The organism is Prosthecobacter sp. (assembly GCF_044226605.1).
In the GTDB taxonomy this organism is placed as follows: Bacteria; Verrucomicrobiota; Verrucomicrobiia; order Verrucomicrobiales; family Verrucomicrobiaceae; genus Prosthecobacter.
In genome coordinates this window covers 28,182-48,318 of record NZ_JBGAGS010000035.1, presented here as the reverse complement: position 1 = coordinate 48,318, position 20,137 = coordinate 28,182, and the positions used below count along the sequence as shown (strand labels likewise).

The window sequence follows — 20,137 nt, the reverse complement described above, 5'->3', positions numbered from 1 at the left end:
GCAACCCGCGGCTCCCTAAATCATCAAGAAGCCCTGCTCGTCCATTTTGGCACCGGGGATGGTGGCGGTGAGGGGGGAGTCGGGGAGGAGGCTGGTGATGGTTACGCCTTCGGGAGTTGAGGCGATGGTGAGGCCGGGGAGGAGGCGGCCGAGGGTGTGGGGGGCTTGGCCGAGTTGCTGGTCTTTGTCTCCTTTGGGGAGGGGGGGATTGGGGACTTCGGTGGTGAGGAGGATGCCGGTGGAGGGGTCGAGGTAGCCACGGAGGGGGAGGGGGCCGGTGGGCGGTGAGCTGTTGGCGGTGGACGGTGAGCCATCGACGGTAGGCTGTGGGGGAGACGGAGCGGTAGCCGGAAGTGAGGGAGGAGGAGTAAGAGTAGGAGGAAGAGGAGGATTTGCCGGAAGGGGAGATGGGGAGGTGTCGAAGCAGAAGGAGAGGCGTTCTTGGCCGGTGAGTTGATTTAAGGTGTTGCGGGAGCAGAAGGCGACGATGTGGGTGGCGTGGGCTTCGGTGGGGTGGTCGATGAACTTGGTGCCGGGGATGACTTGGGTGAGGGCTTTGACGGTGCGGTGGATGATGGTGCCTTCGGGCTCGAGGCTAAGGAAGACGTCGCCGGGGTGGTGCCATTCGATTTCGGCGAGGCGGAGGGCGTTGGCGAAGGGGACTAGGTCGTGGGTTTCGGCGTGGAGCCAGCTTTTGCGCTTGAGGAAGGCTTCGCTGCTGAGGGCGAGCATGGCGTGGCGGACGACTTCTGCGGTGGCGGCGCGTGGGGCGAGGGGTTCGCCAAAATGGACTGCGACGGGGTAACGGAGGTGCTTGGGGCGTTTGGTGAAGAATTTGCCGCCCTGGAAGGAGAAGATGCTGCCGTAGAGGCCATCGAGATAAACGGGGACGACCTGGGCGTCTCCCTGCCTAGCCATGAGCTCGAAGCCTTTGCGAAGTTCATTGATCATGCCGTGGCGGGTGATCTGGCCTTCGGGGAAGAGGCAGACGATTTCGCCTTCTTTGAGGGCGGCGGCGACGGCGCGGATGGCGTCTTTGGCGCGGGTGGCGGAGATGGGGACGGTGCCGATGAGGCGCATGAGCCATTTGAGCCACCAGAGATTGTAGAGGGCGTCCCACATGACGAAGCGGACGGGGCGGCGGCCGGCGGTGGCGGCGCCGACGATGAGGGCATCGACGTAACTGACGTGATTGGGGAGGAGGAGGACGCCGCCGGTTTCGGGGATGCGATCGGCGTGGACGGGCTTCACTTTGTAAAGGAAGCGGACGGCAGCGAGCATGAGGAAGCGGACGAGATCCTGGGGGAGCAGCCGGGTGATGTAGATGGCGGCGAAGAAGGTGGGGATGGCGAGGAGGAGGAACTGGGTGGAGGCGCTCAGATTGGCGGCCTTCATGAGGGCGACGATGGCGACGGCGACGAGGGTGCCGAGGCAGTCCATGAGATTCATGCCGGCATGGATGCGGGCTTTTTCCTGCTTCTCTGCTTTGTCCTGGGCGAAGGCGTAGAGGGGGACCATGAAGCAGCCGCCGGCGGCTCCGGTGAAGATGATGCCGGCGTACATCCAACTGCTGCCGAGGGGGGCGAGGCCGGACCAGAGGAGGCCGGCGACGAGGCCGAAGCCGCCGAGTGGGATGAGGCCGAGCTCGATGCGATTGCGGGAGACGTGGGAGGCGAAGAAACTGCCGGAGATGACGCCGATGCCGAGGATGCCGGCGACTTTGGCGAGCTCCATGGGGCCATCGCCATGGCCGGTGTCGGGGTGGAGCTCCTTTGTTAACGTGACGAGGATGAAACTGAGGGCATTGGAGATAAACCAGAAGTAGGTGACGCCGAGGGCGGCGAGGCGGATGGAGCGGCGGCGAAAGACGATTTTGAGGCTCTCAAAATGCTCCCAGGCCATGCCTTTGCGCCAGTGGACCTCAGGGTGGGCGGGGGTGGTCTGGATGCAGATGGCGGCGATGAGCTCGACGATGCCGAGGATGCTGATGACGATGAGGGGATAGAGGGCGGAGCGCCAGGCATCGTGAGTCTTTTCATACTCGGTGCCATACCAGATGCCGCCGGCCCACATGCCGCCGAGGATGCCGGCGAGCATGGTGACCTGGAGCCAGCCGGAGACGCGCCCGAGGCGTCGGGAGCCGGCGAGCTCTTTCATGATGCCCATTTTGGCGGGGCTGAGGACGGCGGCCTGGACGGCGAGGACGAAGAAGCCGACGAGGGAGATTTCGAGGGAGCCGGGGACGCGCTGCATCCAGAGGGCGAGGGAGAGCCAGATGAAGCAGATGATTTGCATGACCTGCATCCAGACGATGACTTTGCGCTTGGAGAAGCGGTCTGACCAGTACCCGACTAGGGGGGCAAAGATCATGTAGGGGAGGGAGAAGATGGCGCCGAGCCAGAGCTCCATGTGGCGGCCGACCCAGGAGTCTTTGGCGATGATGATGGAGAGGGCGATCAGCAACATCTTGACGAAGTTGTCGCTGAAGGAGTTCATGGCCTGTACGAAGAGTACAAAGACGATGGACGCCCAGTTTCGGCGTGGCAGGTGGGGGAGGCTGTCGAGTGCGGCGGAGTCGGGCATTGGCGTCGTTCAATCGACAAAACGCTGTGCCAGCAGGATGTCTGCCGGGAACGTGATCTTGGGGTTGAGCTCGAAATTTTCGACGACGAAGACGGGGGCGCCGAGGTGCTGGACGGCGGAGACTTCGTCGGTGACGAGAAGGGAGTCGCGGAGGACGGCGTCGTAGGCGCTGACGAGGAGGGGGCGCTGGAAGACCTGGGGGGTCTCCATGATCCAGGCGTGGGCGCGATCGATGGAGTCGATGATGCGGCCGGTGGGATCGCAGCGTTTGAGGGTTTCGGTCATGGGCCGGGCGCAGGCGACGGCGGCCTGGGTGCGGGCGGCCTGGACGCAGCGAGTGATCTGAGCGACGGAGATGAGGGGGCGTGCGCCGTCGTGGACGGCGACGATGTCGCAGTCGGGGTGGAGGGCCTGGAGGCCGGCGTGGACGGAGAGGTGGCGCTCGGCGCCGCCGGTGATGATCTGGGTGATTTTGGTAAGGCTGGTGCTTGTGTCGGCGGTGCGCCAGGAGTCGATCTCGGGGCGGAGGGCGTCGCTGGTGACGACGATGATTTCATCGATGGCGTCGCAGGCCTGGAAGACGGCGAGGGTGCGGCGGAGGACGGGCTCTCCGGCGAGCGGGGCGAGGAGCTTGTTGAAGCCCATGCGCCGGCTGCTGCCTGCGGCAACGATGATGGCGGAGGTCATGCGGGGGGCGGTTCGCTGTTCTCGGTTCAGGGTTCGCTGTTTTGCGCGAAGTAGGTTTCCAGATTCCGGCTAAAGCCGGTACTACAATACTTGCGCTGGGTGGTTTGGAGGCTGGGGTGAGGCGGGACTGCCGGAACGGGCTGCCGCGAAGCGAACCCCAAACTTCTTACTCAGAGCAGAGCTGCGGAGCTGGGGGCCGCTTTTTAATTGAGGCGTTTGGCGACTTCAGTGGAGATGGATTTGCTGTCGGCACGGCCGGCGACGCGTTCCTGGAGGGCTTTCATGACGGCGCCCATGTCTTTTTTGGAGGTGGCGCCGAGTTCGGCGATGACGGTGTCCACGAGGGTGCCGAGCTCGGCTTCGCTCATGGCGGCGGGGAGGTATTTCTGGAGGACGACGATCTCGGCCTTGGCGGCTTCGACGGCTTCGGGGCGTCCGGCTTTTTCGGCACCGTCAACGGAGTCCTGGAGCTTTTTGATTTCTTTGCGGACGACGGCGATGGCGTCGGTGTCGCCGAGTTCGCCGTCAGCGCCGAGTTTTTCGATGGCGGCGTATTTGAGGGAGGACTTCAAATTGCGGATGACGTTGAGGGCCACGGTGTCCTTGGCACGCATGGCGTTTTTGAGGTCTTCGGAAATCTGGGTGATGAAGCTCATGGGAAAGGGGCTGGGAATGGGGTTGGGGAGGGAGGGGCGATCATGGCGGTGGCGGGGGGATTTGTCTAGATGCTAGATGCTGGATGCTGGATGCTGGATGCTGGGTGCTGGATGCTGGGTGGGCTCAAGACATGGGTAACACTTCTGGTTCAGGACATAGGTTACACATGCCGTGATTGAGGGATGGGACGGAGTGGAGGTAGAAAAATTAGGGTAGAAAAATTTTCCAGATGGGGAGATAGAGCGTTTGTTGGAGATAGGGGATGGGGGAGGGGATTAGGAAGGGACGAATGGGAATGGGGTTGGCAGTTTGGCGGGGGCGGTGCATGATCGGGCTGTGCAATTTCGACATTCCAAACACGACGTTTATATTCCTGACGAAACTCAAGCGGAGGCTGCGCTGAAGCGCGTGACGCATCTGGGGATTGTGTCGCATCAGGATGACTTGGAAATTGCGGCGTATCATGGGATCACGGAGTGCTTCAAGCAGAAGGAGCAGTGGTTTGGCGGCGTGGTGGTGACGGACGGAGCGGGGAGTCCGCGGAAGGGGCCGTATGAGAGCTACACGGATGAGGAGATGCAGAAGGTGCGCCTGATTGAACAGCGGAAGGCAGCGTATGTGGGAGAGTACAGCATCATGGTGCAGCTGGGGTATCCAAGCGATGACATCAAGAAGCCGCAGCACGCGCCGGCGGTGGAGGATTTGAAGTTTATCCTGGAGCAGGCGCAGCCGAAGATTTTGTACCTTCACAATCCCTGCGACCGGCATGACACGCATGTGGCGACGTTTTTGCGGTGCCTGGAGGCGATTCGTCAGCTGCCGATGGAGCAGCGGCCGGAGAAGGTGTATGGCTGCGAGGTGTGGCGGAAGCTGGACTGGCTGCTGCATGACGACAAGGTGATGCTGTGGGTGGACAAGCATCCGCACATGTTGCGGCCGCTGCTGGGGGTGTTTGACTCGCAGATCAGCGGCGGAAAGCGCTATGACCTGGCGGAGGAGGGGCTGCGGCACGCGAATGCGACGTATTTTGACTCCCACACGACGGACAAGACGAGCCTCTTAACTTTTGCGATGGATCTGACGCCGCTGACGAAGGATGACGAGATGTGCCCGATCGAGTATTCGGTGAACTATGTGAAGCGGCTGGAGACTGATGTGCATGACCGCCTGAAGAGGTTTATGTGAGGGTGGAGGGGAAGGGGGAAGTTTACGGTTGTTGGCTTTAGGGGAGGCGAGGGATTGGGGTGATTGCGGGGGCGCTGGGTTCATCTCGCGGAGCGAGATGAGCACTGTACGAAAAATGCCAGCCGGGAGCCGGCTGGCATTTGAAGAGGGGAGAGCTGGAGGAATCCGTTTATTTATTCCGCGAGCTTGGCGCTCTTGATGATGATGGGTTCGATCGGGACATCGCCGTGGGGGCCTTTGCGGCCGGTGGCGACGGTGGCCATGGAGTCGATGACTTCCATGCCTTTGGTGACTTTGCCGAAGACGCAGTAGCCCCAGCCGTCCTGGCCCGGGTAGTCGAGGAAGGAGTTGTCCTTGAGATTGATGAAGAACTGGGAGCTGGCGCTGTGGGGGTCCGAAGTACGGGCCATGGCGAGGGAGCCTTTGACGTTCTTGAGGCCGTTCTTGGCTTCGTTTTGGATCCGGGCGTCCGGCTCCTTCTGCTGCATGTCGGGGGTGAAGCCGCCGCCCTGGACCATGAAGTCAGGGATGACGCGGTGGAAGATGAGGCCGTCATAGAAGCCTTTCTTCACGTAGCTGACGAAATTGGCGACGGAGATCGGGGCCTTGGCGGCGTCGAGTTCGATTTCGATGGTGCCTTTGCTGGTCTCCATCACGACTTTTACGGGTTTGGCGTCACTCACGGTTTGTGCAGGGGATGTTCCGGTCAGACCAGCAAACGTAAGGACGAAGGCGGCAAGAGTCGGTGCGATTGATTTCATAGTGGGTTGGTAAGGACGGGGAATGAGCCACGAAGGGCTTGATTTGCAACGGTCAAAATGGGGGAAGAGAAGGACGGATTCCCAAACCTGCATTTAGAGCGAGCGGGTGCATCCATCGATCTTTTTAAGCGCCGATCTATTTTTTGGGGCGCGAATGCGCGTAGGCCTGCGCGGGCTCTTCGAACTGATAGCTGGTGGCTTTCTCGCCTTCATGCACCCGGAACCCACCATCGAGAATGATCGTGTCGTCTTCATTCAAGCCGGAGGTCACAACGAGGAGATCCTCCATTTCGTGAGTGACGGAGATTTTTTTCTGCCGGATGACGTGTTCCTTGTCCACCACGTAGACGAAGCGATTTCCCGAGATTTCAAAGGTGGCCCGCAGCGGAACGAGAAGAGTGTTTTTGAGAGTGTTTTGAATGCGGATGGTTCCGGACTGGCCGGGACGGAGCAGGCTCCTGGGATTGGGAAAAAGCGCGCGGAGAGGAACTGGGCCTGATGTTTTCTCGGCCGCCTGCTCGACGGGCATGAGGCTGCCGGTTTGGTCGAACAGCTTCCCATTCGACAGGATCAGCTTCACCTGCTGCGCTTTGTCGGCCGGAGCCGAGGTGGAATACTCTTGGTAGTGAGCCTCGGGCATTTGAAAGCCGGCCCATATCTGGCTGTTGTCTGTGAGCGTGGTGAGAGCCTCGTTCTTTTTCACAATGCTGCCTTTGCCCAGGCGGAGGCGGCCCACCTGACCGGCGAAGGGAGCGGTGACGGTCGTGATGCGTGGTGTTTCCTGTGCATCGGTGCGCTTCGGGTCGGGATTGCGCGCCTGGGGCAGGAGTTTGAACATGGCATCTCCTGGTTTCAGGCTCTGCCCTTCCTTCACGCTTACTTCCTCCATATAGCCACGATCCGGCGCCAGGATCTTGGTGGTTTGAATGGGGTGAATTTCGCAGACGTAAGTGTGTGTGATCACCGAGTCCCGCCTCAGGGGTTTGGTCAGCAGCAGGCCTGGCTGGTGACGACCGCAGGAAGCAGACACCACCACGGCCATGAGGCAGGAGGCCACACGGAGAGCACTCTTGAACGATGAAGCGTGAGTCCCGGGGGATTCTGCCTTGATGGCAGCGACTCCAAAATGCAGACGCGGAGCGGAGTGGTCTCGGTAACTCATAATCTCAAGATGCTAAGTGGATGTAGTTTAAAGTAAAACACGCAATGCGTGAAAGTTAGTCCGGAAGAATGATCGACGGTATAAAGCTAAGTCGGTGTCTAACTTGGCTAACATGAATAGGAAGGTAAGTTATGCGCCTATGATGAGTGTCTTGCCGAGCATTCGCTTCCCGGAGTTAGTTATTTGCGAGGAGGGGCGGGAGGCAGGGTCTCGGGTTCGCGGTCATGCAACTTCCTCCACGGTGCCGTAGACGGCGGTGGAGGGTGGAACGCGGAAGGGTTTGCCAGGCTGCGCGGCGAGAAGGGCTTTTCCCAGCGGGGAAAGCCAGCTGACAAAGCCGGGTTCGAGTGAGACTTCATCGACACCCACGATGCGCCATCGTTCCAATGTGCCATCTGGCCGGCGAATGCTGACGTGTGAACCGAAGACGATGGCATCGGTTCGGGCAGTGTGCTCAACGAGGGTGGCGGAGTCGAGGGCATGCTGCAGCGCGGTGATTTCAGCGGAGTGGCTGCCGGGATCGCGCTGCAGATCGTTGAGGCGGTAGCGCAGGCGCAGGGCGCCTTCAGCCGTCATGAGGTTCAGTGCTCCGGGAGGAAGACCGGAGGCGGGCCGCCGAAGCGCCTCGCGGTGCGGTTCGTCGATGTCTTCTTTCACGAATGCACGGCTCATGGAGGGAAAGGGCGGTGGGAGGAAGGTATGGTGGTCTTTGCCCAAACGCTATCGCATGGGAAGGGGCGGGCGCGTTTGAGGACATCACGGCCCAAACTAAAATCTTGCGACATCGGCCGGAGATTCAATGGCAACTCTTTGGGCAGGGAGGGTGCAGCCTGAAGACAACTCGGCCCGGAAGGACCCAACCAAAATCCTTCCGGGCCTTTAGGTGACCAAGGAGTCCCAACCATGAAGTGACTCCCCAGCTCGTTGTGTGTTTCCTCAGGCGAACCTGAGAAATGTCTATGAAGCTCTCGCCCCAACTGTTCTTTAGAAAGAGCAGGCGCTGGGCCAAGAAGTTCGGGAATATGATGGAAGCGTGAAGAATTTTTCGCGAATTCTCGGATGGGCGAAATGGAACGGAGGATGGCGGGGAGAATGCCGGTGTGTGAAAACAACTCGGCCCGGAAGGACCCAACCAAAATCCTTCCGGGCCTTTAGGTGACCAAGGAGTCCCAACCATGAAGCGACTCCCCAGCTCGTTGTGTGTTTCCTCAGGCGAACCTGAGAAATGTTTGTGAAGCTTGCGCCCCAACTGAGTTCTTGATAGAGCAGCCGCCGGGCCAAGTCGGTGCGGGAAATTTGGAAAATGAAAAATAGGCCGAAGCTTTTTTCAGGAGCTCGTGCCGCCGGAGAGATTTTGGATCACCGCGCCGAGGGGCTCGAAGAGTGTGGCGATGACGAGATGGCCGGTGATGAGAAGAAATGTGGTGAGCAGCAGGGTGGTCATCCATACCGTGCGTGCGCGCGTGGCCCGGAAGATCATGACGATGGCGAGGACGGCGAGGATCCACACTGTTATGAGCACGTCGTGAGACCATGTGATGACGAAGCGGGTCATGGGCGGCAGCTTGTCGAGCGAACCAAGCATGTCCGTGAAGATGCTCTGGAACGCGGGCGCTGACAGCAGGCCACGGGTGCAGTAATAGAGAGGCAGCAAATTTAATCCTGCGAATGCGCAGCGGATGCCGAATGCCCACTCTTTGAGTTCAGAGCGCAGGGCGTTGAGTTCTGCGGCGGTGGCCTCCGGGGAATCAGTCGGTGTCATGGAAGAGGGGTAGCGACTGCGTGGTCTTTCTGCCACGAGAAATCTGTGGTGTGGACGTGGGGATGCAAAGGGTGGGCAGAGCGCATGCTATGATGGCTTTGGATAGCCCCTCACCCGGCCTCTCCCCAGAGGCCGTTTTGGGCGTTGCGGTGTCACTGATGGGGAGAGGGGATTCGCTTTGTGGACGAACGATGTTTTGAAATTTCGCGGACGTGGCAGGGGACGGAGGTCCCCATGCCCTGAGATGCGGATTACTTCGGGAGGACGCGGACGATGAAGGCTTTCTTTTCGCCGAAGTATTTGGCGGCGACGCGCTGGATTTCCTTGGAGCTGATGTCGGCGATGATGGAGGGGAGTTTCTGGATGTGATCCCAGCCGAGGCCGTTGATTTCATTCCAAGCGCAGTTGTCGGCCATGCCGGGGTTTCCCTGCTGGGCGCGCAGGAGGGAGGAACGCCAGGTGACGCGGGCGCGGTCGATCTCGTCGGGATGGAGACCGTTGGTGGCAAGATCATTGATCTGGGCCATGAGCTCTTTTTCGGCGAGCTTCACTTTTTTGGGATCGGTGCCGACGTAGAAGTAAAAGGCGCCCGCGCCCATGGCGGCGAAGTTTTGCGCGCCGACATAGTAGGCGAGGCCAAGCTCTTCGCGGATGCGGTTGAAGAGGCGGCTGCCCATGTCGCTGCAGGCTTCGTCGATGAGATTGAGGGCGTGGACATCGCGGTCTTCGAGGCCGACGGTGCGGAAGCCGACGACGAGGACGGCCTGCTCTTTGTCGAGGTGCTCGGTCCAGGCGGCGGGCTTGGCACTGGCGTGGTATTCACGGCCGAGGGGGATCTGGCGATTGCCGCGCGGGAGTTTGGCGAAGGCTTTTTCGACCTGGGCTTTGACGGTGGCTGCTTTGACATCGCCAAAGACGGAGATGATGCCGTTGCCGGTGGTGAAACTGGCGTGCAGCATGGCGCGGCAGTCAGCGAGCTTCATGGCGCCGACAGTTTCTTCCGTGCCAAGCGCGGTGCGGTGGAAGGGCTGGCCGGCGAAGATCTCGCGGCGTGCCTTGCGCATGGCGACGGTGAGCGGATCCTCCTTTTCTTCGAGGATGCTGGCGATCTGGCGCTTCTTCACATCGGAAAGCTGGGCCTGCGGCAGCGCGGGATTGAGGATGAGATCGGCGATGAGATCGAGCGCATCTGTTTCATCCCCGGCCATGACATCGGCACCGATGATGTAGCGGTGAGCGTCCGCAGTGCAGATCAGGCTGCCTCCGCGATTTTCGAGTTCGGAAGCGATCTGGGCAGCGACACGTTTTTTGGTGCCTTTGAGCAGCATCTGAGCTGAGACCTGGGTGACGCCGGCGGAGACGTCTGTCTCAGCGAGGACGCCGGCAAGGAAATTGGTGCGGATGCTGATGAGAGGCAGGCGTGGATTTTCGCCCACGAGAAGGATGAGTCCGTTTTTGAGCTTGAAGCGCTGTGTTTCAGGACGCGCGGTGTCGGCGGCAGGCTTGACGGCGCTGGCGCTTTCGACATCGCTGCCCACGAGCACGGTGCTCATGGTGTCCGGGCGCAGGTAGCGGCGGGCGGCATCGCGAACGGTGTCCGGAGTGAGAGCGGAGATGGCATCCAGGAAATGGCGTTGATAGTCGAGCGAGCCCGAGATGAGCCAGCCATTTCCAAGGCTGCTGGCCTGGCCTTTGACAGTGCTGAGGGTGCGCATCTGGCTGCTGAGCGTGGCGCGCACGGCTTTGTCGAGCTCTGCACGGCCAGGGCCGGACTTTTGCATGAGTTCCACGACTTCGATCATGCCTTTGCGGAGTTTTTCGGCATCAGCGGGATTGCATTCCGCTTCGATATTGAACAGGCCGACTTCGGGGGCGCACCACGCTCCCGCCCAGACGTAGTGGGCGAGGCTGCGCTTTTCACGCAGCTCCTGGTAGAGGCGTGAGCTGCGGCCAGAGCCGAGGAGGAAGGCGAGCACGTCCAAGGCGGGCTTGTCCGGGTGATTTTCTCCGGGGATCTGCCAGCCAAGGGCGATACGGGTGAGTTCGGTGGCGAAATTCTTTGCGGCGTAGCGGGTGCCCTGCTGGCGTGGCTCCGGGGAGAGGAGCACGGGATCAAAGGCGCGGCGCTGCCAGTCGCCAAAATGGGTGCGCACGGTTTCGAGGACGGCTGCCGGGTCCACGTCTCCAGCGATGACTACAAAGGCGTTGTTCGGTACGTAATGGCGCTGGACGAAGCCGTGCACGTCTGCGCGGGAGATCTGATCAAAGACTTCGCGATGGCCGATGATGGGGTGGCGCAGGGGGTGCTGACGGAAGGCGGTGGCCTGCATCAGGTGCTGGATGGTGCTGCCGGGGTCGTCATTGTCCATGGCCATCTCGCGGCGGATGACTTCCTTTTCGCGGGTGAGTTCATCGGCGTCGAACTTGGAGTTGCGGATCATGTCCGCGAGGATGTCGAGATAGCCGCCGGTGTGTTCGGCGAGGCCGTCGATCCAATAGACGGTGCGATTGAAGGAGGTGTAGGCATTGACGTACCCGCCGAGAGCCTGAATGCCCTGGGAGATCTGTGCGGGGTCGCGTTTTTCGGTGCCTTTGAAGAGCATGTGCTCGACGCAGTGCGCGATGCCGGCGCCGGTGTGCTGCTCTTCATGCATGCTGCCGGCCTTGATCCAGACCTGTACGCTGACGAGGGGGTGGGCGTGGTCCTCCCGCACGATGACTTCCAATCCATTTGGAAGGGTGGTGACGCTGCCGTCCAAAGAGGGGACGGAGGGGGCGTTTGATTTGGGGGAAAGGGTGCGGGACAAAACTTTTTTCATGATGATTTACGTTCGCGCGACTCACGCTGCGAAGCGGGTAGAAAAGGGTTGGAGAAAGCGTGGGCGAAGTCGTAGCCGCCGGAGAAGTCTTCAATGCTGTCTCCGTCGTTTTTGCCGAAGTAGCCACACTCGATGAGATTGTAGACGATGATGCCCACGTCTTCGCCGCGCTGAAGGCCCCAGGTGTCCAGCACGATGGTGGACATGGGGCCATACTCTGAGAGGACGTGATCGCGGAAACCGGCGAGGAGCTCCTGCCCGCTGACGTGCTGATCTTCGGCGTTTTCGTCACGGAATTTTTTGGCGGCCATGTGCAGGGCATCGCGCACCAGCTCGTAGGCGGCCGGATGGTAGCGGGGGTCTTTTTGAATCGAGCGCCGGACGGCCTCGCCAAAGGTGATGGAAGTCATGGACGAAGGTACTTTGGAGGAGAAAGGGGGAGGTGGAAACTAGAATGACGGATGGCGGGCGTAGTGGTCGGGGACGAGTTCGAGTAGGAGGACGAATGAAGCGGTGCGCGAGCCGGGCTTATCGTTTTATTTGGCGATGGCGTCTTGGAGGAGGGACTCGAAGCGTTCGGCCATGCGGGTGGCGCTGAATTCCTGGCGGACTTTGGCGATGCCGTTTTTGGAGAATTTCTCGCGCAGCTCGCCGTCGTTGAGGAGGGATTCGAGATCGTCTGCGAGGGCCTTGGGGTCATCGGGTTTGCAGAGGAGGCCGCCTTCGGTGGCGGCGATGAGCTCGGGGAAAGCGCCGTGGTCTGGCTGGATGACAGGCACGCCGCTGGAGACGGCCTCGATGACGTAGAGGCCGAAGGCTTCCCCGTAGGTGGCGGGGACGGTGAAGACGGTGAGGTCGTGGAAGAAGTGGACCTTGTCTTTAAAGCTGATGTTGGGATGCCACTCGACGCGCTTGGTCAGGCCGGCGGCGTCGATTTTGGCCTGGAGGCCGGCGACGTATTTGTCATCGGCAGGTGTTTTGGCGCCGCCAATGCGGAGCTTGACCCGGGGAACGGAGCCGCGTTTGGCGAGGTCGATGAAGGCATCCACCAAGGTGGTGAGGCCCTTGCCGTGGATCATGCGGGCAAAGTAGCCGATGGTCGGCCAGTTGGGGTCCGGGGAGGAGGTGGTGAAGGCGGTGGTGTCGATGCCGTTTGGCAGAACGGTGATCTGATCGGCGCGGAGATCGAGACGCTGACGCATGTGGTCGGCGTAGAAGCGGCTGGGGGAGATGAAGAGGCGGACGCTGCGGGCATTGTGCCGCATGGCTTCCCAGCACTGCTCGCGATAGGGATCTGGCAGGGTATCCAGGAAGCTGTCCTCTCCCTGCAGGGAGCAGACGACGGGGACGCCGAGCTCTTTTTCGATGGAGGGAGCGAGGCCGATGAGGAGGCTGTTCGAGAGGGAGACGACGTCAAATTTTCCCTGGGTGCGGACCCAGGTGATCAGCTTCTGCCACTCACCCCACTGGCGGCCGTCGGTGCCGAGGAGGGCGCCGAGGGTCATCTCCCCGAGGACCTTGGGGCTGGTCATGCCCATGAAGCGGGAGGCGAAGCGGAGGTGGTTGGGCTTGTTGATCCATTTGTGGATGAAGCGGGGGAGCTTGTGAAACCAGGGGAGCTTCTGCTGGATAAAAAGGGAGATGCCGCCGATCTGGATGGGAAGCTCCTGCGAGCCGAATTCGCGGTCCGTGACCAAGGGGAGGTAGAGAGGGGCCATGAGAGCATCATGACCGCGGACGCGCAGGGCTTTGATGAGTGCGTGGTCACGCAGGCAGCTTCCGCAGTGGAAATTGCCGGTGCCGGGGGTGAGGTGCAGGATGCGCATGTGGAACGCGTGGAAAGGGGGCGATGACGGAACCGGAGTGTGGAGTTAGAGCAGAGTACGACGGGCGGGAGAGGAAGGAGACGAATGGACAGTTCCAAGTTCCTTTCAACGGGAATGGCCGCGAATCAGTGCGAATGTTTCATTCATAGGTGGAGATCACTAAGTTTGGATTTCTTATTCCACTCAAAATTTGCGGGTGTTTAAGTTTCATTTTCAATGAATTAAGTATCATTCTTGGGTGGCGTAAATAACGCTTGTCAAAGTACATCACCTGTAGTTTAGGCATATTGCCAATTATGATGTGGTACATAGCCTCGTTACTGATCGTGTCGTGCCCGAGAAAGGGGAGAATGCCAGCCTCTCTTTTTGGGACGCTCAGCCCAGCATCGGAGCCGTTGACTCCAGCTGCCACTGGTGGGCGAGAATGAGCAAGCACTCCTGGCCCCCTCATCTTTTCGAGATACTTCCTATGAAACTCAAATTGCTATTAACCAGTTCCGTGTGTGCCACGCTAGCAGTCGCACAAACAGTGCCGATTGTGATTCCAGGTGCTGATTTGCAAGCCAAGAACGACACCATCACATTGCCGGCTCAAGGCCGCGCGGCCACTGTTCATGCTCTTTGGTACCGACCAAAGACGTTCGAGGGTGGCACAAGCCCCGTTACGATTACTGTGGCCCCGAATGTCAGCGGGCAGGTTTCGGTTGGAATCATGGAATCCTACTCCGGTGGCACGGGGGATGATTGGCGGGCAGCGGCTTGGATCGCCTCGTTCTGCGCCTCGCAGATGACGGACCACATTGTCAGCGACCACACGTTTTTGATACAGACCGGCGGCCACATCGGCGGCCCTTCAGCTGGGATGCTTATGACGACGGCGATGGTAGCGCTGATTCGAGGAGATGCCATTCTGCCGGACGCGACCCTGACAGGTACTATCAATCCGGACGGATGCATCGGCCCGGTCGGCGGAATTACGCATAAGCTTGACGGTGCGAAAGAAAAGGGCATGAAGCGATTTGGTTTTCCGGTGGGACAGCGCCTTAGCAAGAATGAGAAGACAGGCGAGCTGGATGACCTCCACGAGAAAGCCGAAACACTGGGGATGCAGGCTGTGGAGGTGAAGGACATTTATGATGCCTACCTGTTAATGACGGGCAAGCCGCTGCCACGTCCTGCCGCAATAGAAAGCGGAAAGATGTCGCTGTCAGTGAGACTGGCTCTGCGGCTTCGCGGAACGGTTGACCGGCGCTTAGGAATCGCGCAGCAACGGGTGGACGCGCTGGACCGCAAGTTTCTAGGCGTGGCAAAAGCAATGGTGCCGAGCGAGGGGCGGATGACTCAGGCCGCGTTGCGTGAGGCGGAGGAGAAGTCCAAGAAATACCTGACGGAGCAGCGTCAAGTGCTTGTGCCGGCGCTGACCGCTCTGAAACTGGCGTCGAAGTTTGAGCAAGAGGGAGATCTGGTAATGGCGCTTTACTACGCTCAGATGGCGGACAGCCAGACGCGTGTAGACGAAGTTCTTTACGAGATGGCCGTGCATTTGCAGAAAGCTGACATCGACAACTACAAGTTCTCCATGAAGGACCAAGCCACGGCGACGGACAGCAGCCTCACATCGATGCGTCCATTGCTAAAATCCGGCCTCAGCCGCGCAACGGTGGGAGGTAGAATCGACGCGCTGCAGAGCTTCCTGAGCTATTGGGGCGCGCGCGCGGTCAGGATGACAAGCGACATCACTCTCGTCGAACTCGAGGAGGCGCAAAAGGAACTGGGAGCCTTGATCAAACGCCATGGACAGCTTGAAGCAGAGCTTCGTGGCAAAAAATCCCTGAGCGATGCCGAGAATATTGCGCTGGTCGCCAGCGCCGTGAAGGTTAATGAGGCGACTGAGGAATGCATCAGCCTCGCGAAGAACAGGTGCCGGCAGCTTGCCATGGCGCAGAGCATCTCGGAATGTTCCGCAGACTGGGCGAGTTTCGCCCAGGATGACGGCCCACCGGTGGTTGCCACAAGTCAGGAATTCTACGAACGGCTGGGCAGCGCATACAGTTCCGCGGCAGGCGCGGGGCTGAAGTGGTTCAAGGCCATGTTCGCCGAGGATTATGTGAAGGCGGTGACGGAGGAGCTTAACAGCCGGAGCAGCAGCGCGGTTTCCGCGGACAAAGTGCAGCGGCGTTTGCTGCTGCGTGAGCCAGAATGGGGTCCGGTAGACCGTGCGGCGTTATATTCAGAGTATTCCAGCAATCTTCGCGAAAAGGAAGCCATGCTGCCGCTCGACCAGCTGGCGAGCGGTCTCTATGCCTACCTCGGCTGCGCCTCGCTCATTAACAAGCAATACAATTTCAGCGGGGAGGCAGTACAGGGCGTGTCCCTTTGGTTGTCGAATCGCAAGGCGCTGAGCCACACGCTGAATTACGCCCGCGAGCGGGTGTTGGAGGAATGCGGACGGCTTGATCGCGAGATTGGTTACATCCCGGATTCCATCAAGGTCAATTACGAACTCGCCAACGCGCTGCGCGACGGAACGGACAGTGAACGGCTGGCCGCACTAAAAGCCTACTGGAAGTGCAATTTCCTGTGCGACATGGCCCGTCGCTTTGTCAATCCCACGAAAAATAAAACACAAAACTAACATCCTGAAGACATGAACCAGATGACTCGATCTTTTGCCGGTTTTTCCACTGCCATCGCTTTGTTCTTCACCACATCCTGTGCGGAACTACAGCAGGTGGCGAATGATCTTGGTGCTGGTGGCAGCATGGCTGCCGGAGCGGGAATAGGCGGACTTGTTGGTGGTCTCACCGGGGGTCACGGAAAGTTTTCTGGCAGAAACGCTGCCATTGGTGCTCTTGCTGGTGTCGCACTGGGACTGGCTTTTCACTACATTGCCAAGGCAAATGTGGAGCAGAAGCAAATCGCTGCTGACAAGGGCCGAAATGCTGTTGCCAATCGGACAGTGCGAAACAAGATTCAGAACGGGCAGGCTAGGAAAGCTGCGGTGGTGGTTCCTCCCAAAGATGGAAACAAGGGGGGCATCATGAAGGTGGATCCAAACACCGGCAAACCTGAGAGCGATAAAATTTACCAGCCCAAGGCAGGTAGCAGCTTGAGCACCGGGGATGTTATTAAACTGGATGGAACGCCCTGTGCGCTCTATGGCAGCTACTCGCAGGGCATGTAAGTGCCCTCGCGAGAGGGCGTTCAAGCGCTGAGGTGAACCATGGCGGATGCAGGATGTGCATAGCAAAGGTGGTAGAGATTGAATTCTGGATTCTCTGCTGCCTTTGCATTTCCGTTCCCTCGCTGTTGAATCGAAGGTTTATGCGGGTTTCAAATGTCATGGGTGCGGAGTAATCTTTCGTGCGATTTTTCGAAGAAAAATTTCAAAAAACGCGGATCGATGCAGTCATTTAAAGCGGCCCGAACTCTCAGCATGAAAAAGCCAGAACACCGAGGGGGGCGTTCTGGCTTTGGGGGCTTTGATGACTGGGTGAAATCAGGTCTCGGTGAGGCCGCGGGCCATGACGACTTTGCCGGTGCGGACGGTTTCGACGATTTCGAATTTGGTGAGGAGGCGGACGGCGGCGTCGAGCTTGTCGGTGTTGCCGCTGATGAGGGCGATAAGGCTGTCTTCCTGGAGGTCGACGGTCTTGCCATTGTAGTGCTCGATGATCTGGAGAATCTCGGTGCGCTCGGAGGCGGAGGCGGCGACTTTGATGAGGACCATTTCCTTGGCGACGGCGTCGCGGTCGGTGTGCTCGATGCAGTGGATGACGTCGATGAGCTTGCTGACCTGGAGGATGATCTGGCTGAGGCCTTCGGGATGACCGCTGATGCCGATGGTCATGCGGCTGAAGCGGGGATCGCGAGTCTGGGAGACGACGAGGGATTCAATATTGAACCCACGGCGGCTGAAGACGGAGCAGATGCGGCCAAGGACGCCAGGCTGGTTGTTCACCATGACGCTGAGCGTGTGAATATTGATGATGTCAGCCTGCGGAGCGGGCTTTTTGTCTGTGGTGGCGGGGATGCGGTCGCTCATGGGATGGATGATTGATGAGTTTTGATTTATGATTTGGAAAAGAGAGTGGCGTCTGCCGCGATGCGTGATTCGGCGATCTGGATGTAGCTGGCATCGCACTCGATGCCGAGCCACTGACGACCGAGGCGCTGGGCGGCGGAGGCGGTGGTGCCGGAGCCGATGAAGGGATCGAGGACGAGATCGCCAGCATCGGTGGAGCAGGCGACGAGTTTTTCGATGAGGCCGATGGGCTTCTGCGAGGGGTGGCCGCACTTCTCTTTGGAGGCGCCTTTGAGGCTGGGGATGCGGAGGATATTGGTGGCGTACTTGCCTTTTTCGAGGTGGGCCTTGCGGGCTTCCTTGTCCTTGTAGCGCTTGTCCTTGAGGTAGGTCTGGATGGTGGCGGCGTCGTAGGGAATGCGGACGGAGTCTTTGTTGAACTTCACGGAGTCACCTTTGCGCAGGACGAGGATCATTTCGTACTGCGGGGTGAAGCTGTCGCGGCGCTCGTCATAGCCCACGGCACGATCCCAGATGATGAGATCGTGAAACTGGTGCTGCTGACTGAGGCGGGACATGAGGTGGAGGAAGGTGTGCTCGCGCTTGCCTAGCTGGCCGAAGATGAAAGCGAGGCCGTCATCGCGGAGGACGCGCATGGATTCGCCCACCCAGGCATCGCACCAGGCGAGGTAGTCGGCGGGAGTTTTCCATTGGGTGTCCCAGGCTTCATCTTCGAGGACATTGAAATAAGGCGGGTCGGCGATGATGGACTGGGCGACGCTGGTGGGGAGCTTTTGGAGTTCCGTGACAGCGTCGCCGTGAATGATGCGGTTGGTTTGCATGTGGCAGTGCAAGCGGCTGGCTTGCAGGGGCGCAACCGGGACGGTCGCGCTACCCGGAGGCAACCGGGACGGTTGCGCTGCGGATTACGTGGAACCGGTGGGCTTGTCCATTTTCTGTTTCGGGGCCTCGATGAGCATGTCTTCGAGGGCGGCACCGGCGGGGATCATGGGGAAGACGTTTTCGGTCTTGATGCACTCGGCTTCGATGATGCAGGGGCCGTCATTGTAGTCGAGGGCCTGCTGGAGGATGCGCTCCACATCGGCAGGGCGGCGGATGTGCCAGCCTTTGATGCCGTAGGCTTCGCCGAGTTTGACGAAGTCAGGATTGCCGATGAGATCGACGCCGCTCTCGCGGTTTTCGAAGAAGAGCTCCTGCCACTGGCGGACCATGCCGAGGTAGCTGTTGTTGAGGACGAGGATCTTGATGGGGAGCTTGTGAATGGCGGCGGTGGCCAGTTCAAACAAGGTCATCTGGAAGCCGCCGTCGCCAGAGATGGAGACGACCGTCTTGTCCGGGCAGGCGAGCTGGGCGCCGATGGCGGCGGGGAAGCCGAAGCCCATGGTGCCGGCACCGCCGGAGCTGAGCCAGTGGTAGCTCTGGTCGTTCTTGTAGAACTGTGCGGCCCACATCTGGTGCTGACCGACGTCTGTGGAGACGATGGCCTTGCCCTTGGTGAGATTGTAGAGTTCATCGATGACCTGCTGCATGCGGAGGCCGCCCTGCTTCTTGTAGCCGAGGGGGTACTTCTTCTTGTAGCCATCGAGGTGGGCGAGCCAGTCTTCGGTGGGAAGCTTTTCGATGTGGGGGAGGAGGTCGCTGAGGGCGGCTTTGGCATCGCCTTTGATGGCGACGTCCACCTTGATCATCTTGTGGTGCTCGGCGGCGTCGATGTCGATGTGGATGAGTTTGGCGTTGCGGCCAAACATGGTTGGCTTGCCGATGATGCGGTCGTCAAAGCGGGAGCCGACATTGAAGATGAGGTCGGCTTCGACCATGGCCTTGTTGGCATAAGCGGTGCCGTGCATGCCGAGCATGCCGAGGGAGAGCGGGTGGGTCTCCGGGAAGACGCCCTTGCCCAGAAGGGTGGTGGTGACGGGGCAGCCGAGGGTTTCGGCGAGGGTGAGCAACTCCTTGTCGGCACGGGCGATCATGGCACCCTGGCCGGCGAGGATGACGGGGCGCTTGGCTCCGGCGATGAGGCGTGCGGCTTCTTTGATACCGGCCTGATCGATCTTGAAGTCGTTTTCAGGATTGTAGCCGGGGAGGTCCATTGGCTCGTCAAAGGTGCCGGTGAAGACGCCCTGGGAGATGTCCTTCGGGATATCGATGAGAACGGGGCCGGGGCGGCCGGTGGTGGCGATGTGGTAGGCCTCCTTGGCGATGCGAGGAAGGGAATTGGTGTTCTTGACCAGGTAGTTGTGCTTAACGACCGGGGCGGTGATGTTGAAGATGTCGGCTTCTTGGAAGGCGTCTTTGCCCAGCATCCAGCTGACGGTCTGGCCGCAAAGGACGATCATGGGGACGCTGTCCATCTGCGCGGTCATGAGGCCGGTGATGGTATTGCCTGCGCCAGGGCCGGAGGTGACGAGGACGACCGCCGGGCGGCCGGTGGCGCGGGCGTAGCCGTCGGCCATGTGAACGGCACCCTGCTCGTGACGGACGAGGATGAACTTCATGTCCGTCTTCACGGTCTGGAGGGCGTCGAAGATCGGGATGGCAGCGCCGCCCGAGTAACCGAAGACATACTCAACGCCGAGATCGGCGAGTGTTTTGATGAGGGCCTGTGCGCCGTCCATTTTTTGCTGGCTCATGATGGTTGGGGTGAAAA

16 protein-coding genes are annotated in these 20,137 nt (G+C 60.0%); 3 read left to right on the top strand and 13 right to left on the bottom strand.

Features of this window, described 5'->3' with window-relative positions:
• Positions 1-15: 15 nt before the first annotated feature.
• The 3 genes from ACILSO_RS30675 to ACILSO_RS30665 all read right to left on the bottom strand — a co-directional run bounded on the left by ACILSO_RS30675 (position 16) and on the right by ACILSO_RS30665 (position 3,926).
• On the bottom strand, positions 16-2,583 hold the full coding sequence (locus ACILSO_RS30675) for an MFS transporter (RefSeq protein ID WP_395741318.1): 2,568 nt from the start codon (positions 2,581-2,583) through the stop codon (positions 16-18).
• A 9-nt stretch (positions 2,584-2,592) separates the two neighbouring features.
• Positions 2,593-3,270: a 2-C-methyl-D-erythritol 4-phosphate cytidylyltransferase gene (gene ispD, locus ACILSO_RS30670; RefSeq protein WP_395741317.1), complete on the bottom strand. Its 678-nt coding sequence runs from the start codon at positions 3,268-3,270 to the stop codon at positions 2,593-2,595.
• Positions 3,271-3,473: 203 nt separating this feature from the next.
• Positions 3,474-3,926, bottom strand: a complete 453-nt coding sequence (locus tag ACILSO_RS30665; protein WP_395741316.1) for a GatB/YqeY domain-containing protein — start codon at positions 3,924-3,926, stop codon at positions 3,474-3,476.
• Between the two features lie 337 nt (positions 3,927-4,263).
• Here ACILSO_RS30665 and ACILSO_RS30660 point away from each other — a divergent pair, with 337 nt between their 5' ends.
• Entirely contained in the window at positions 4,264-5,112 is an 849-nt protein-coding gene (locus ACILSO_RS30660; RefSeq protein WP_395741315.1) for a PIG-L deacetylase family protein, read from the top strand.
• 173 nt (positions 5,113-5,285) lie between these two features.
• Here the strand turns inward: ACILSO_RS30660 and ACILSO_RS30655 are convergent, their stop codons facing one another.
• The 7 genes from ACILSO_RS30655 to ACILSO_RS30625 all read right to left on the bottom strand — a co-directional run bounded on the left by ACILSO_RS30655 (position 5,286) and on the right by ACILSO_RS30625 (position 13,442).
• The gene (locus ACILSO_RS30655; protein WP_395741314.1) at positions 5,286-5,873 is read right to left on the bottom strand and encodes a peptidylprolyl isomerase; all 588 of its coding nucleotides are present in this window, start codon (positions 5,871-5,873) and stop codon (positions 5,286-5,288) included.
• A 136-nt stretch (positions 5,874-6,009) separates the two neighbouring features.
• A complete protein-coding gene (locus ACILSO_RS30650) occupies positions 6,010-7,035 on the bottom strand; it encodes an efflux RND transporter periplasmic adaptor subunit (RefSeq protein WP_395741313.1) in 1,026 nt (341 codons plus the stop codon).
• Between the two features lie 222 nt (positions 7,036-7,257).
• Positions 7,258-7,707, bottom strand: a complete 450-nt coding sequence (locus ACILSO_RS30645; protein ID WP_395741312.1) for a GreA/GreB family elongation factor — start codon at positions 7,705-7,707, stop codon at positions 7,258-7,260.
• A 655-nt stretch (positions 7,708-8,362) separates the two neighbouring features.
• The gene (locus ACILSO_RS30640; RefSeq protein ID WP_395741311.1) at positions 8,363-8,797 is read right to left on the bottom strand and encodes a hypothetical protein; all 435 of its coding nucleotides are present in this window, start codon (positions 8,795-8,797) and stop codon (positions 8,363-8,365) included.
• A 251-nt stretch (positions 8,798-9,048) separates the two neighbouring features.
• On the bottom strand, positions 9,049-11,616 hold the full coding sequence (locus tag ACILSO_RS30635; RefSeq protein WP_395741310.1) for a M16 family metallopeptidase: 2,568 nt from the start codon (positions 11,614-11,616) through the stop codon (positions 9,049-9,051).
• Positions 11,613-12,026: a Minf_1886 family protein gene (locus tag ACILSO_RS30630; protein ID WP_395741309.1), complete on the bottom strand. Its 414-nt coding sequence runs from the start codon at positions 12,024-12,026 to the stop codon at positions 11,613-11,615. The genes ACILSO_RS30635 and ACILSO_RS30630 overlap by 4 nt, the downstream gene beginning before the upstream one ends.
• Positions 12,027-12,152: 126 nt before the next feature.
• The gene (locus ACILSO_RS30625; RefSeq protein WP_395741308.1) at positions 12,153-13,442 is read right to left on the bottom strand and encodes a glycosyltransferase family 4 protein; all 1,290 of its coding nucleotides are present in this window, start codon (positions 13,440-13,442) and stop codon (positions 12,153-12,155) included.
• A gap of 469 nt (positions 13,443-13,911) precedes the next feature.
• Here ACILSO_RS30625 and ACILSO_RS30620 point away from each other — a divergent pair, with 469 nt between their 5' ends.
• Positions 13,912-16,077 (top strand): S16 family serine protease, encoded by a 2,166-nt coding sequence (locus ACILSO_RS30620; protein WP_395741307.1) that lies wholly within the window; start codon positions 13,912-13,914, stop codon positions 16,075-16,077.
• A gap of 12 nt (positions 16,078-16,089) precedes the next feature.
• On the top strand, positions 16,090-16,626 hold the full coding sequence (locus ACILSO_RS30615; protein WP_395741306.1) for a hypothetical protein: 537 nt from the start codon (positions 16,090-16,092) through the stop codon (positions 16,624-16,626).
• Between the two features lie 315 nt (positions 16,627-16,941).
• On the opposite strand, the gene ilvN is transcribed toward ACILSO_RS30615, so the two are convergent.
• The 3 genes from ilvN to ilvB all read right to left on the bottom strand — a co-directional run bounded on the left by ilvN (position 16,942) and on the right by ilvB (position 20,120).
• Positions 16,942-17,487 (bottom strand): acetolactate synthase small subunit, encoded by a 546-nt coding sequence (gene ilvN / locus ACILSO_RS30610; RefSeq protein ID WP_395741305.1) that lies wholly within the window; start codon positions 17,485-17,487, stop codon positions 16,942-16,944.
• 26 nt (positions 17,488-17,513) lie between these two features.
• Positions 17,514-18,308, bottom strand: a complete 795-nt coding sequence (locus ACILSO_RS30605) for a DNA-methyltransferase (protein ID WP_395741304.1) — start codon at positions 18,306-18,308, stop codon at positions 17,514-17,516.
• Between the two features lie 84 nt (positions 18,309-18,392).
• Complete coding sequence (gene ilvB / locus ACILSO_RS30600) at positions 18,393-20,120, bottom strand: biosynthetic-type acetolactate synthase large subunit (protein WP_395741303.1); 1,728 nt, start codon at positions 20,118-20,120, stop codon at positions 18,393-18,395.
• Between the last annotated feature and the right edge of the window lie 17 nt (positions 20,121-20,137).